13 protein-coding genes and 2 pseudogenes are annotated in these 13,593 nt (G+C 42.0%); 6 read left to right on the top strand and 9 right to left on the bottom strand.

From position 1 onward, the window contains the following. Positions 1 to 38: 38 nt before the first annotated feature. Positions 39 to 1,823 carry a helix-turn-helix transcriptional regulator gene (locus AF333_RS15405; protein ID WP_043066413.1) on the bottom strand — a complete coding sequence of 595 codons (1,785 nt, stop codon included), beginning with the start codon at positions 1,821 to 1,823 and terminating at the stop codon, positions 39 to 41. A gap of 202 nt (positions 1,824 to 2,025) precedes the next feature. Here AF333_RS15405 and AF333_RS15400 point away from each other — a divergent pair, with 202 nt between their 5' ends. Genes AF333_RS15400 through AF333_RS15390 form a run of 3 tightly spaced genes read left to right on the top strand, consistent with a single transcriptional unit; the run spans position 2,026 to position 4,617 of the window. Beyond that, positions 2,026 to 2,937, top strand: a complete 912-nt coding sequence (locus tag AF333_RS15400) for an ABC transporter ATP-binding protein (protein ID WP_043066414.1) — start codon at positions 2,026 to 2,028, stop codon at positions 2,935 to 2,937. Next, a complete protein-coding gene (locus AF333_RS15395; protein ID WP_043066415.1) occupies positions 2,934 to 3,869 on the top strand; it encodes an ABC transporter permease in 936 nt (311 codons plus the stop codon). Before AF333_RS15400 ends, AF333_RS15395 begins: the two co-directional genes overlap by 4 nt. Positions 3,870 to 3,924: 55 nt before the next feature. Next, a complete protein-coding gene (locus tag AF333_RS15390) occupies positions 3,925 to 4,617 on the top strand; it encodes a DUF4097 family beta strand repeat-containing protein (RefSeq protein ID WP_043066436.1) in 693 nt (230 codons plus the stop codon). A gap of 478 nt (positions 4,618 to 5,095) precedes the next feature. Here the strand turns inward: AF333_RS15390 and AF333_RS31860 are convergent, their stop codons facing one another. Then, positions 5,096 to 5,383 (bottom strand): hypothetical protein, encoded by a 288-nt coding sequence (locus AF333_RS31860; protein ID WP_080787754.1) that lies wholly within the window; start codon positions 5,381 to 5,383, stop codon positions 5,096 to 5,098. A 140-nt stretch (positions 5,384 to 5,523) separates the two neighbouring features. Then, positions 5,524 to 5,691, bottom strand: coding sequence for a hypothetical protein (locus AF333_RS35380; RefSeq protein ID WP_235496486.1), 168 nt, complete (start codon positions 5,689 to 5,691; stop codon positions 5,524 to 5,526). Positions 5,692 to 6,037: 346 nt separating this feature from the next. On the opposite strand from AF333_RS35380, the gene AF333_RS15380 reads away from it, so the two are divergent. The 3 genes and pseudogenes from AF333_RS15380 to AF333_RS15370 all read left to right on the top strand — a co-directional run. Next, the gene (locus AF333_RS15380) at positions 6,038 to 6,745 is read left to right on the top strand and encodes a response regulator transcription factor (RefSeq protein ID WP_043066416.1); all 708 of its coding nucleotides are present in this window, start codon (positions 6,038 to 6,040) and stop codon (positions 6,743 to 6,745) included. Next, a complete protein-coding gene (locus AF333_RS15375; RefSeq protein WP_043066417.1) occupies positions 6,735 to 8,147 on the top strand; it encodes a sensor histidine kinase in 1,413 nt (470 codons plus the stop codon). Before AF333_RS15380 ends, AF333_RS15375 begins: the two co-directional genes overlap by 11 nt. Positions 8,148 to 8,239: 92 nt before the next feature. Further along, positions 8,240 to 8,485 (top strand): annotated as a pseudogene (locus tag AF333_RS15370) (IS4 family transposase); the annotation flags it as partial. Positions 8,486 to 8,732: 247 nt separating this feature from the next. Here AF333_RS15370 and AF333_RS15365 read toward each other — a convergent pair. The 6 genes and pseudogenes from AF333_RS15365 to AF333_RS35370 form a co-directional block, all read right to left on the bottom strand. Continuing rightward, on the bottom strand, positions 8,733 to 9,119 hold the full coding sequence (locus AF333_RS15365) for a DUF3887 domain-containing protein (RefSeq protein WP_043066419.1): 387 nt from the start codon (positions 9,117 to 9,119) through the stop codon (positions 8,733 to 8,735). Next, on the bottom strand, positions 9,116 to 9,799 hold the full coding sequence (locus tag AF333_RS15360; protein ID WP_043066420.1) for a YhfC family glutamic-type intramembrane protease: 684 nt from the start codon (positions 9,797 to 9,799) through the stop codon (positions 9,116 to 9,118). The genes AF333_RS15365 and AF333_RS15360 overlap by 4 nt, the downstream gene beginning before the upstream one ends. Before the next feature lie 116 nt (positions 9,800 to 9,915). Further along, a complete protein-coding gene (locus AF333_RS15355; RefSeq protein WP_043066421.1) occupies positions 9,916 to 11,232 on the bottom strand; it encodes a GHKL domain-containing protein in 1,317 nt (438 codons plus the stop codon). Further along, entirely contained in the window at positions 11,232 to 11,966 is a 735-nt protein-coding gene (locus AF333_RS15350; RefSeq protein WP_043066422.1) for a response regulator transcription factor, read from the bottom strand. The genes AF333_RS15355 and AF333_RS15350 overlap by 1 nt, the downstream gene beginning before the upstream one ends. Positions 11,967 to 12,183: 217 nt before the next feature. Then, positions 12,184 to 12,536 (bottom strand): annotated as a pseudogene (locus tag AF333_RS35375) (transposase); the annotation flags it as partial. Between the two features lie 506 nt (positions 12,537 to 13,042). Then, positions 13,043 to 13,591 (bottom strand): efflux RND transporter permease subunit, encoded by a 549-nt coding sequence (locus tag AF333_RS35370; RefSeq protein ID WP_268753644.1) that lies wholly within the window; start codon positions 13,589 to 13,591, stop codon positions 13,043 to 13,045. Positions 13,592 to 13,593 lie beyond the last annotated feature (2 nt).

The following is a 13,593-nucleotide window of genomic DNA, read 5'->3' as shown; positions in this document are numbered from 1 at the left end:
GTATTTCTGAACAAGCGAACATCCTCTCCTATACATTGTTAAGTGAGACACTCAGCTTTTGCCTTTTCTACAGCTTCTTCACGGCCATTTACTTGCAGCTTAAGGTAGATGGATGAGATATAATTCCGTATCGTACCTTCTGACAAATGCAGCCTTTGCGCAATTTCCTTATTGCGAAATCCTTCTGTCAGGCATCGGAGAACATCGATTTCCCGTTCAGTCAGCTCATACGGATTTGGCGCCCTATCCCTTGTCTGATATTGGAACAATTGATGGGCCACGTCTTGCGAGATCATCGTTCCTCCACTGTATACGAGCCGAATGGTTGCTGCCAGCTCCTTGGGGTGTATTGATTTCAGCATATAGCCTTCTGCTCCAATACGAAGCGCCTCAGACGCCAGGGAGACATCCTCTATTGTCGTAATCATAATGATCCGAATGTCCGGCCACGTCTCTTTAATGGACTTTGTAGCCGCGATACCATCCATCTCAGGCATGTTGACGTCCATTAATACAATGTTGGGACGATCCTTCCTGCATTGCGCAATGGCTTGCTTGCCGTCTCCAACAACCGCCACTTCAAAATCCTGTTCTTCTCCTAACAATAGCCTCAGACTTTCACGGATCAAGGATTGATCATCAGCCAGGAGGATTTTGATTTTCTGTCCACCTTCATTAGATGGATTGGGGATCGTGCAGGTCACCATCGTGCCCGCATCCGCTTGCGAGTGGATATAGAGCTTGCCTTGTAATGAGGTTAATCGCTCCTTCATGCTTGTCAGACCGAATCCATATTGAAGGTTATCATCACCCTTGCCGTTATCCTGCACCTGCAGCATCACCTGTGTATGATCATATTGAAGAAGGACTTGAATCGTACCGGCTTGCCCGTGGCGGCTGGCATTGGTCAGAGCCTCCTGTAGGCAGCGATACAAGACAAACTTGACCTGCTTCATTACAGGGTAAGGCTCGCCCATTGTGCGGAATACAGTCCGAATCCCAGTGTTTGTCTTGAATTCATCCAAAATTTGAAGCAACGATCGATCCAAAGGCTGCGCATCTTCGATTGGATCCATCTGATGCACCTGACGGCGAATGTTGTCCAGCCCCGTTCTCGCCAGCTTGAGCATTCCCTGTAGCTTAGCTTCTCCCTCATTCGAATGAATATGGAACTTCAATGTCTCCATCCCTAAAATCAAGGAAGTAAAGGTATGACCAATCGTATCATGCAGCTCACGGGCTATGCGGTAACGTTCCTCCAGCAACGTCATTCTTTCAATCTGTGAGGAATACTGCTCCAAAATCGTATATTGCTCTTTAATCAGTGCAAGTTTCTCCTTGATGGCATTGATTCCCAAGGCTCCCTTTTGCAGTGCATAGCTCATCCCATAGAAGATAAGCGCATCAAATAAGCTTTGCCATATGACAGGGTGTGACAACGATAAGCTAACGGAATTCCCTGCGCTCAAAGCAAACAGCGCCACAGCAACAGGCAGCGAGCACCAGTGGACTCGGCCCCGGCTATAGAACGCAATCGTAAAGAGGGCAGGTGGGAACAGTCTTATCAAATCAAGATCGTAAGCAAGAAATAAGGACGCTCCACCAGCAAACAAGCACTCCGCGATCAGATATCGATAGTAGTGACCTGTCACAAATAAAAAAGGGACAAGATTGCATAGCAAAAGAGGAACAAACACCATCCAAAAAGGAAAGGTAGGCTGATCCTGATACATCAAAATGATAACGGTAACTACCCATAGGATACGAATGGAAAGCATGGTCCAATCCTGCCATGACCACCGATTTTGGATAAGAAAACGCATATGTATAACTCCGTTCACTTTTTTTGAAATGAGCGACAATTAGTCTGAACAATCCCGATTTCCCTTGTCATATCAAGGTTATGACTGTTTGTCACTCGGCTTTATGACAACCGTTCTGTTAGAGTGAGGATGGCTGAGATGAATCCGCTAGAATACGGAAAATTATATCTCATTCCAATTGTTATTAAAAGGAGTGGTTGCATTGTCGCTATTGCAGATTCGTGATCTCACGAAAAGGATAGGAAACAAGATTATTGTCGATCAGGTAACACTGAATATGGAAAAAGGAGAAATCCTGGGACTTCTCGGTCCGAACGGAGCAGGAAAAACGACGACGATTCGAATGATCGTCGGCCTAATGTCCAAATCGGGAGGTCAAGTGCTGATTAACGGCACGGATGTTCATGCACACTTTGAACAAGCCATGAAACACGTTGGGGTCATCGTGGAAAATCCGGATTTGTACAAATTTTTATCCGGCTATGATAATTTGATTCACTTCTCCCGTATGACGCCAGACGTGACAGAAGCAAGAATCCGAGAAGTCATTGCTCTCTTTGGATTGGAGCACAGTATCAACGATAAAGTAGCCACCTACTCTCTAGGCATGCGGCAACGATTAGGCCTTGCTGTCGTTCTTGTCCATAAACCTTCCCTACTTCTGCTTGATGAGCCTACCAATGGACTCGATCCGGCTGGTATCCGCGAGCTGAGAGGCCACTTGAAGCATCTGGCTCACAAAGAAGGCGTAGGCATTATGAGCTCCAGTCACCTCATGTCTGAAATGGAAATGATGTGCGACCGCGTCGCGATTTTGCAAAAAGGGAAACTGGTTGACGTTCACAAAATATCAGATATGACAGATAACGAACGAACCCAAGTCCGATTCGAGGTTGACCGACCGGATCTAGCAGTACAGAGCCTGCAAGCGATCATGGCCGGCGATGAAGTTACGATCGATCAACATCACATTCAAATACGTATCGCCAAAGCTCATATTCCAGAGATTAGCCAAAAGCTAATGGCGGCGGGAATTAACGTGTACGGTGTGAATACGGTTAAGAAGACGCTGGAAGACAAGTTCATGGAGATAACAGGAGGAGAAAAACATTGATCTCATTCATTCGCAATGAAAACATGAAGATTTATAAACGGAAGCGTACGTGGGTGATGATTGCTATCGTTCTGCTATACGTGCTGGTTCAAATCGTGAATTTGAAGGCAGCCGGAAGCGGCACTACGAGTGACAATTGGAGAGCACAGCTAGAACAAGAAAATGTGCAATTTAGCAAGGAAGCTGCCAATCCAGATGCGCTGAAGATTGAAATCAAGCAGGCCGAGAAACGCACCATGTTGAATCAATATTATTTAGATCAAAACATTCCACCTAGTACTAATGCGTGGAGTTTTGTGGTAAGTCAGGTGCGAAATATCATTTTTACGACGTCCTTGATCTCCGTCATTATTGCTGGCGAAATTGTTTCCGCCGAATTCGTATCTGGCACGATTAAGCTGCTGTTGACCCGTTCGGCGAGCCGAACCAAAATCTATCTGTCCAAGTACATCGCCGCCATCCTATTCGGCCTGTCGTTATCCGCAGCTAGCATACTCGTGTCTATCCTCCTTGGCGGCTTCGTATTCGGTTTCGATGGATTAGTGGACAGTTATTTCTATGTCAAAGACCAAGCTGTAAGGGAAGTACCTACCTTGCAGGCTTTACTGGCAGGATATGTGCTCAATATTCCATTTCTGTTAATCACGATTACGCTCACTTTCATGATTTCTGCTGCCTTTCGAAGCACGACCTTCTCCATCGTGATTTCCCTGCTCGTTTCGATGACTGGATTCAGTATCGCAATTGCGATGGACGGCTGGGCTTGGACAAAATACTTCGTCTTCTCCCACACTGACCTTACTCCGTTCCTATACGGAAATCCTTCTGTTGATGGGTTAACGTTAGGGTTTTCTCTTATATTTATCGTGCTTCATCTCGCAGTCATGCATTTGATATCATATCCTTTGTTTGTAAAGTGTGATGTCTCCTAAAAAACAAACTTTTTAAACAACCACTATAAGAAAATGGTGAATATATATGAAAAGAATGAAGATAATGCATGGCACTATTATTTTAGCGTTGCTGCTGTTGATTACAGCCTGCGGAGCAAAAGAAGAATCGGAGAAGAAGCTGGAATTACCCGCGAACGATTTATCCAAGCTCGTCATTGACCATCAAAATGGGACAATTCAGATTACAGGCAGCGCTGATTCGGGTAAGATCGAAGTTGTTGCTCTGACCAAAGCCAAAGGTATCAGTATGGAAAAATTGAAACTTAAACTGGAAGCACGGAAAGAAAATGCTTATTTGGATGCGCAGTTTGGAGGGCAATTGTTTGCTATGGGGTCGGGAGCAGTTGATTTGGAAATCAAGATTCCGAAACAACTTCAAGTGGACATTACTTCACATCGTGACGGCAGTATTGACATCTCCGATTTATCATCTAGTGCCAAGATTGATAATATCAACGGTGATATTCAAGTATCGAACCTGTCTGGATCACTTGAAATCAATAATCGAGATGGTAATATTACTATTCACGATATCGGTTCGGATGTAACCATTAACAATATCAATGGGCATATTAATATCGATCACGTAGATGGTTCGGCCGAGATACATGTCGAAGATGGAAACCTGGATATCAACCACGTGATGAAAAATGCAATCATTGCACAATCTGGTAACGGAAAAATCAAAATTGGTGAGGTAAAAGGCAAGATTTTTCAGAATAAATAATTGCAAATGAACCATTACATTCACGCATCAGCGGATCACCTTAAGAGTAAATGTAAGGGTGTTCCGTTATGACCTGTGCAGCCGCCCCTGACACTTATCGACGACTTGTTCAATACGCATGTATGGGTTACAGCAGGTCCAAAAACCGCATTCGAATTAGCGCTGCAGGAGCATGTTGCAACGACACAAGGATAGGTATTATAGACTAAACAGAAGGGGGGTTCCCTATTTTAGGAAAGCCCTAAAACCTAAGTTCCTTAAGGTTTTATATCAAAATTTCGCCGTCACTTATGGTACGGTTCACCACGTCATTAGTAAACTATTCACTCATTAGCTTAGGATAGACAAAAAAGGAAAATATCCACAATAATGAGCTAAGAATATTTTTGTCAAGTAAAAATCTTTTTTTTCAATGGCTCTGTTAAACTTTAATGTTGATTTTAACACAATGTAAAGGAACTCCACTAAGCGAGTTCCTTTATTTTTTACCAGCTTGTACAATTTCGTTTAACCATTGCTTAAATGCTATTTCAGTTTCTGTATTTGCGTTTACAATTTTATATCTCTGTTCTACGGGTAAATTTCTATACCGTTCTTGGCTTTCTACACCGTGGCGTTCATTTTTGGGCATTAAGTTATTCCAATCTAAATGTTTTAAGTTAGAGATTGCTTGATTAGATAATTTTTCGTATAGTGCATCTATTTCTATACCATCATCTTGTTTGCCGTAATCTTCTAAAAACAAATTTTTTTTATCATCTTTCATATAGTAACAGTAGTCTTCGTATTCTAAGTTACCTATACCCAATGTAGGGTGTTCGTGGTTTTCAGTACATAAACAAATATCGCAATTAAATGACTGAAAAATACTTTTAAATCTTGAAAGAAATTCATGCTTTATTGGTGTTATAAGCGGATAGTGGAACACCGTCTCTTTCGTAGGCAGCGCCCAAGTAAGGGGCCACTCAACGAACGCCTCCTTCTTATCGTGCCTAGGTCGATATCTTCGTCGAAGCTGCTGATGACCGTTGTCCGTGCATCCAAATAGTTGCCGATGTACATCGTATCCGGCATCCACTCCCTTGTATAACTGAGGTCCTAGAACACGATGCGATATTCGCTTTTTTCGTTCAAGATTGCATCAAAGAAGGACGAAATAAGCACCTTTACCGCTTGCAACTGCCTCTTCTGCGGCATGAGTTGGGCCGTATTATACAGCCTGTTGCCGAGCCCGGCTCATTTGCAGCCAATCATGAATTCTGATTTGCCTTGGACATGACATATCAGACTTTGGACACTGGACATTGCCCATTATGGGAACCGTTTCTTTCCACGGACTTTCACTTTTCTTAAAATAACCTTACATGGCAGGAGATCGGCGCCAAGGCTCGAACCATACGTGTAACGGGGAGGGATAATGATGCGAAAAACGATTTTGCTTGTCGACGACGAATCGGATATCATCGATTTACTCAAGCTGTTTTTGGAAAAAGATTTCGATTTGCTCGAGGCGCACGACGGTCAAGCGGCGGTTGAGCTGTTCACGCGGCACTCGGTCGATTTGGCCGTGATCGATATCATGATGCCGCATCTCGACGGCTTCCAGTTGCTGCAATGGATACGCAAGCAATCGAAGCTGCCGGTGATCGTCTTGTCGGCGAAAAATCAGGAAACGGACAAAATCGCCGGGCTGGGTCTTGGTGCGGACGATTTTATCACGAAGCCGTTCAGCCCGCTGGAGGTCGTGGCGCGCATTCAAGCGCAGCTACGCAGAACGTATGAGTTCAACGACCCCGCGGCCGAACCGACCGAAATACGGCTGGGCGATCTGACGCTGGATCACGAAGCGTGCATCCTGTATAAACGGGGGGAACCGATTGCGCTCAGCGCCATCGAATATAAGCTACTCAAGCTGTTCATGAGCAAACCAGGCCGCATTTATACAAAAAAACAAATTTTCGAAAATGTCTGGTCTGACCCGTACATCGCTGATGACAATACGATTATGGTGCAAATCAGCCGGCTGCGGGATAAAATCGAGGATTCGCCCCGGGAGTCGTTTTATCTGAAAACGGTACGGGGACTTGGATACCGATTCGCCAAGAAGGATGAGCTCCATGCGCCGTAAATCGAAACTGTTCGGTATGCTGCTTCGGAACTACATCATGTTTTCGCTGACGGTTGGCGCAAGCGTGATTTTGCTACTGCTCTTTTTTGTCGAGCGGACGAACGATTGGCTGCCTGCGCAGCAGATGTCATTGCTGCAAGCAGGCGAAATCGTCCGGTCCCATACAGCCGATATTCCCTCGGAGTCGATCGAGGCCCTGCATGGCTGGGTGGAAATTCTCGACGAGCGGCTGCAGGTAATCGAATTGAAGGGCATCAAACAGGACGGCCCGGATGCGTATACGGAACGCGAGCTTAACGCGTTATTTTACGATATGAAGGAAAATCCGTTTTACACCTCCATTGCCCCGTTTCGCACCGATAACGGACAGGTTCGATACTGCGTGGTCAGGCTGCCGAAAAAAAATATAAAGGCGGGTTTCACGCTCGACGAGGGAACGCCCGAAAATCAGTCGATCTTCTGGGGCACCTTGGCGGAGACGGGATTGCTGTTCCTTGTGTTGTTCGGGATCAACGTTTATGTATACAGCAGGCTGACCGCGACCCGATTGACGAACCCACTCAGAGAAATTGCCGCGGGCATCTGTAGTATTGCAGGCGGACGTTACCACGAAAGGCTTCGTTTCGAAGCGCATTACGAGTTGGCGCAAATTCAGGAGAGCTTTAACGTGATGGCGGAAAAATTGGAAAAGGCGGAAACGGAGAAGCGGCAGCTTGAAGAAAGCAAGCAGCGGATGCTCGTGCACATTTCGCACGACTTGAAGACGCCGATTACGACGATTCAAGGCTATGCCAATGCGCTGCAGCTCGGCATGATCGAGGAGGAAGCGAAGAAACAGCGAACGCTCAACCTGATCCATGACAAAACAAAACTGGTCACCGAGCTGATCGACGACGTGTTCGAGCTGTCCAAGCTAGAGAGCCCTGACTATCCGATTGTCAAGGAAGCAAGCGACCTTGCCGAATTCGTGCGGGAGATGGCGGTCGCCTATTACGACCTGTTCGAAGAACGAAGCTTTGTATTCGAATACGATATTCCAGCACAGGAAGTGAGCGTTCCGTTTAATGGGAAGCTGCTGTACCGCGCCGTCTCCAACCTACTGGCGAACGCGCTGAAATACAATCCGCCTGGGACGCATGTGCGGCTAACGCTTGCGGATGGGGACGAGATGATCCGCATCGAAGCAGCCGACAACGGCGTTGGCATCCCCGACCACCTGCGGGACCGCGTCTTCGACGCATTCGTTCGCGGCGACGCCGCTAGAAAAAGCGACGGCGGAACGGGCCTTGGCCTGACGATCGCGAGGCACATCGTGGAGAAGCATGGCGGGCAGCTGCGCTTACACGTGGACGAAGGCTGGACACGGTTCGAGCTAATGTTGCCGAAGGCGGCTAGCTCTTGATGAGTACTAGGGGTTCGTGATTAATGGTCTGTTCACATAAACCGCAAGCAATGATCAACAGTGGTATAGCATAAAATTCGTATGGAAAAGGATTACTCCTTGTAAAGAAAAAACGAGAGCTTAGTAAATATAAAGCGATTTATATGATTAAGGACTATTTTCCACTTCTGTTTCAAGCTACACAAAAAAACACCCAAGAGCTATCAAAGATCCTCCTTCGCCTGTTCAACCTCCTACAGCGAAACGGGCGAAAATCCCACCGTTATAAGAAAAAAACGGCCTTTGATATCCTGGGTGTTGTTTATGAGTATACCATGAATCATGGCAATGCAGCATAAGTCAAAAAATGAAGCCCGCTAAGGCTTATTTGAGCATGCCTAAAATTTATGTTGGAAAGTAAAAATGATCAGGTTTCTCGATTTTTTCCTTTCCACTAGCTTTATTGATTTTTAATAGACTTAAGGGAATGAATTATATTCGTCAAAAATGTACTCTAATGTTTAAGTACGATTATTCACAAACTATTAACAGTTGTAGATAAATAAAAATCTATGTTGAAATGAATTGTTAATTGCATAACATAGCCTATTTAATGAATAATCCTGCCACCTCTTCTTTATTGTTAAAGCTCAGTGTAAAAACGCGATTTTCTTTACTGTATTTCGCAACAAGAATAACGATATAAAGACCATCTTTTTCTTCCACAGAAGATTTATCAATCTCTTCAAAATCGCCAGACTCCTTGATGATAGGAGTAAGCTTTGTCATTTGCTCTTCTGGTAATCCTGTTTTCATTTGATTATCAAACATTGCGTGTACTTCTTTATACTTACCTTTATTTAATAATGATACGATTTCTTCAGCCTTCGTGATATATTTTTTTGAAGTCAAATCATCCACTTTGTTGCCACCACATGCTACAAGTACAAACACTACCATAGCACTCAACATAGTTAATAAAATTCTCTTCATTGCAATACTCCTTTTCTTTTTATCCATAAACTATAATTGAAAACGGCTAACGCAATAACCGCTACCGTAACTTCCACAACAAGGAGTGCACTGTCTTTCGGCACATATAACGGTAAAATACCAGCCAATGCATCTACCACCCCATGGATTATAATTACGAGCACAACATAAAGAAACCTCTTTCGCACAACGCCTTGTAACACAATAATCGAAAGCCCTATATGCAATAACATGGCAAAGAAACGCTCAATACCACTGATAAAATAGGTATTACTGTAAGCGATAGCAGTTGATGAAAACAATAAGAACACCGCACTACTACCGACAAATAACACCGCTTCGATGCCACCATGCCCTGCTCCGAAGAAAAATCCGGACTGCCAATCCCGTTGCACCATAAAAAAGCGCATAGAGATAAAACGAGCCAGTTCTTCAAAAATACCTGCCGATAAACCGATAACTATAGCAAATAAAACAGGTTGCATAGCACTAAACATTGAATAGACTGTGCTATGTTCTCCTAAATATTGCAGTATTGGTATACGGATTAAAACTTGCGATACAACAAATGCCAGTACACCTAATACAAACGGAATATATCGTTTCTTACAACACGCATATAGCAATGCAGTAAGGGGTAATCCGATGCTTATGACCGTGGCGAAAGTAATACCAATCATCTCGTTCCCCTCCTTGATTGAAGTATATAAAAGCTATCGTATTAAGTATGTAGTTTTGTCATACTCGGTTCATTTTTCATCATAAATGGTCATAAAAAAACAGCAACGCCTTCACATCACTGTTTTTTGAGTATTAAGGTTTGAGTAAAATAAGGAGCTACAAAAGTTGTTTCCAACGTTGCATTATCTGTTTTATCAATCATACGCTTTAACGAAAACAGCCCATAACCCCGGTTTCCTTCTTTGCTAGAATAGAGCTTCTTGTATATTTGCTGTAAATCAATCGCTTTATGCCTACAACTATTGCGCACAATAAAATATTGACGTTCCTCCATTTCAAAGAAGGCAACTTGCAACATTTTATCCTTACTGCGAACCGTTTCCTCAATCGCATTATCCAATAAAATTGAAATCGCACGAATAAAAGTAACAACAGGCATTGCAATCGTTTCAATCGTTTGTGGGATATCGACCATCACTTTCACTTGTTGTTGCTGCGAAGTAACCACTTTTACGCTCAACACACTTTTCACTTCAGGGATATTAACTCGGGATAATTTCACAATATCCAACTCGCGATTGTTTATCAGTTTTGAGGTAGGGGCGATCACATCATAATAAACTTGTTCAATTTGCGTCAAATTTTTCGTGCGCACGCCTTCCTCTAGCGCCAATAACACATTCATATAATCATGGCGGAAACTAGCCAATTCATCATGCATGAATTCTAACTTCTCCACATAATCCAGTAGTTCTTTATCTAAATGCTCCTGATGTTCTTCCAATATCTTTTCTTTTGTCAAATGCCAGCTTATTAACAAAATTAACAGCAACACAAAAAATAATACAATGGCCGCAATATAACTTATTTCTCCATACTTTTGATGTAATGTAGCCAATAAATTAGTGGAAGGCATAGTTAAAATTAGCTCTATGATGAGCCCCGCAGCAAGAAGAACATAGCTTACATAATAAAGGGGGCTATCTACAATAAACTGGGCAAGCTTTTGAATCGGTTTACACCACAACACAATACTAATAACAATGACAATCGAAACGATGAGATGAATAACGCTGCTTGTCCATAAATACAAATTAAATGGTGTTAACATAAACAGCTTCATTCCAAAATCCAGTAACACCATTTTTACTAATGTAATGCTTACCATACTAACTAATGCAAAATATAAGTTTTGCATAAATGTTAATTTATCCTGTATCAAACCTAAACTTAATAGGAACAACAACAATATAATAATATTAAATTCAGGATAACCTGTTACTGTCACAACGATCCCGAGTAAAATCGTAAAGACAATGCTTAAAGCTATTACCATTGTATAGGGCAGGCGATTGTAACGAATGACTTGGATGTATAATATGACATGACTAATTGCAATCAACACAATCGCGACCATATCATAAACATACATTACAGCTCACCCTTTAATAGTTGACGTACTTTGCGCACTAAACGGCGCGATACAGGAACGCGTTTGCCATTTTTTAAAATGATCATTTTTTGCGTCGCATCATAGGAAGACATTTGTACTGTATTCACGATATACGATTGATGACAGCGAAGTAAACGTTTATCTAATGTTTCAATTTCTCTTAATGTTCCATAAAAATAAACTATACGCTCTGTCGTCACTAAAGCTAAACGATGTGGCTCATCAGTCATAATATATTCCACCGTTGCAAACGGCACACGTACAGTCGCATTAGTGTTTTCAACAATAAAATCATCGGTAGGAACAACAGTTATATTGCGCGATTGATATTGAAGTAAACATTGTTCAAACACGCGGTAGCGTTCATCATAAGGCAAACCTTTATCGATAAATGTTAAAGCTGATACCATATATTGATATGAGATTGGTGCAAATTCAGAATGCGTCGTCACAAACACAATAATCCCTTGCGCATCATATTTGCGAATCTCTTGTGCAACTTGTAAACCTTTACGCTCCTCGCTCTTAATTTCAATATCTAAAAAATAAATCGGCACATAAGTCGTTGATGGGATTTTTTTAATAATTTGTTCACTTTTACTTGTCACTTCGATAAAATCGTATGGCAACAGATATTTCTCACAAATTTCCTTCACCAGCTGCTTCATATGCTGGGCTTGAATCACATCATCTTCCAAAATAAAAATACTCATACTATCACTCACTTCAAAGCAATCTATAAATAGCATAACACGATTATAGCCATTCGCTGAAAAATACTTCCCCAATCGTTTTTATGTATAGAAACGGATAAAATATATGTTTTTTCTGCGTGTCAATATCCCACTATATAATTGAGCGTTTTGCAAAATTCTCTTATAATAATACACTTAAGTGGTTACTTCCATTTGTACCCCATAATGATTGGAATCACTTGTCTGATATGAGTAAATTAAAATTAAGACAGATTGGACACATGGAATAGAGAGAATCATGCTGTTGATTGGTACATACGTTCGTATTGATTGGGCGTGAAGAATGGATTCTCTGTCCATTGTAGAAACATGCAATGTACTCAAAAATACGTTTCTTCGCTTCTGTTCGTGTAGAAAATGTTTCAGGATAAATGAGTTCTTTTTTCATACGCTATGAAAGAATTCGATACAGGCATTATCATAACAGTTACCTTTACGGCTCATGCTGCCGTTCATACCATAGGTTGTCAGGTGTTTCTGATACTCGTGTGACGCACACTAGCTGCCTCGAACCGAATGATGCAGCAATGCTTAAGTATTTTAAATTTGATATTCAACAATCGGACGCTTTAGTGGAGTAAGATAATTATTTATGGACTGATCGTTTTTTACCTTTTAGTCTATTTTTTATCAATAAGGTACATTTTTCGGAAGTTAAAAAGTGATTTTTTTTGTACACTAAGCGTTCCCTCAAACGGTCATTTTAGGAAACGCCTTATTTATCAGGGGTTTTAAGCTTAGCGTGGGAAATGTAATAAAAAGTTGGCGCTACCCCATACTAATAATCCGGTTTAACCTGTTAACGTGGTTAAAATTAGATTTTTTTATTATAAAAAACGCCTAGCGAAATCCTCGTTTTGCTAGCTTTAGTTTCTATACGTACTTTTTATATTACAATTAGATATGTAAGAAGAAAATCCTACATTATCAAAAATCCACATATAAACGATTTAACTTTTTTCAAAACAGTGTAACTTTATTACAACGGTTAAACTTTGTTTTAAACCTACCATAGGAAACAAAATAGGATACCGTTAAACGGCATCCATTTCATGTATTATGCTTCGCCCTTGTTTTTTTCGCTTCTTTCGATTTTTCCTCCAGATATCCACACCCTCAAAAATGGAATAAAGAACAGGAACAAGAACCAGGGTTATTATTGTATGGAAAATCAATCCTGAAATCACAATGGTAGCAATCGGCGCTTCTAGCGCTCCTCCCTCTGACATTGCTAGTGCAAGGGGAAGCATCCCCAGAATAGCGGTAAGCTTTGTCATTAAAATCGGCCGTACACGGTTCCGCACCGCTTCTAGTATCGCAGACTGCAATTCCATCTTGTCACGGTTACGTAGTAGATTAATTCGATCAATAAGAAGAATGGCGTTAGAAACCACAATACCAATCAGCATAATAACGCCTACATAGCCTAATTCATTGAGCGGTCGTTGTGTAATTACAAGTCCTACTACTACACCGACAATTGCCATAGGAAGCGATAGCATAATAATAAACGGATGACTAAGTCGATTAAACTGCGCAACCATAATCAAATAAATCATCCCGATAACAGTCAGGAGGGCTATAA

It is taken from the genome of Aneurinibacillus migulanus, assembly GCF_001274715.1.
In the GTDB taxonomy this organism is placed as follows: domain Bacteria; phylum Bacillota; class Bacilli; order Aneurinibacillales; family Aneurinibacillaceae; genus Aneurinibacillus; species Aneurinibacillus migulanus.
The sequence above is the reverse complement of the archived record's forward strand: the minus strand, read 5'-3'. Positions and strand labels throughout refer to the sequence as shown.

What these genes read in the sequence shown, in the direction of transcription:
- AF333_RS15405 (WP_043066413.1), bottom strand. Translation starts at nt 1,823, where the DNA reads ATGCGTTTTCTTATCCAAAATCGGTGGTCATGGCAGGATTGGACCATG.
- AF333_RS15390 (WP_043066436.1), top strand. Translation starts at nt 3,925, where the DNA reads ATGAAGATAATGCATGGCACTATTATTTTAGCGTTGCTGCTGTTGATT.
- AF333_RS31860 (WP_080787754.1), bottom strand. Translation starts at nt 5,383, where the DNA reads ATGAAAGATGATAAAAAAAATTTGTTTTTAGAAGATTACGGCAAACAA.
- AF333_RS35380 (WP_235496486.1), bottom strand. Translation starts at nt 5,691, where the DNA reads ATGCCGGATACGATGTACATCGGCAACTATTTGGATGCACGGACAACG.
- AF333_RS15380 (WP_043066416.1), top strand. Translation starts at nt 6,038, where the DNA reads ATGCGAAAAACGATTTTGCTTGTCGACGACGAATCGGATATCATCGAT.
- AF333_RS15375 (WP_043066417.1), top strand. Translation starts at nt 6,735, where the DNA reads ATGCGCCGTAAATCGAAACTGTTCGGTATGCTGCTTCGGAACTACATC.
- AF333_RS15365 (WP_043066419.1), bottom strand. Translation starts at nt 9,119, where the DNA reads ATGAAGAGAATTTTATTAACTATGTTGAGTGCTATGGTAGTGTTTGTA.
- AF333_RS15360 (WP_043066420.1), bottom strand. Translation starts at nt 9,799, where the DNA reads ATGATTGGTATTACTTTCGCCACGGTCATAAGCATCGGATTACCCCTT.
- AF333_RS15355 (WP_043066421.1), bottom strand. Translation starts at nt 11,232, where the DNA reads ATGTATGTTTATGATATGGTCGCGATTGTGTTGATTGCAATTAGTCAT.
- AF333_RS15350 (WP_043066422.1), bottom strand. Translation starts at nt 11,966, where the DNA reads ATGAGTATTTTTATTTTGGAAGATGATGTGATTCAAGCCCAGCATATG.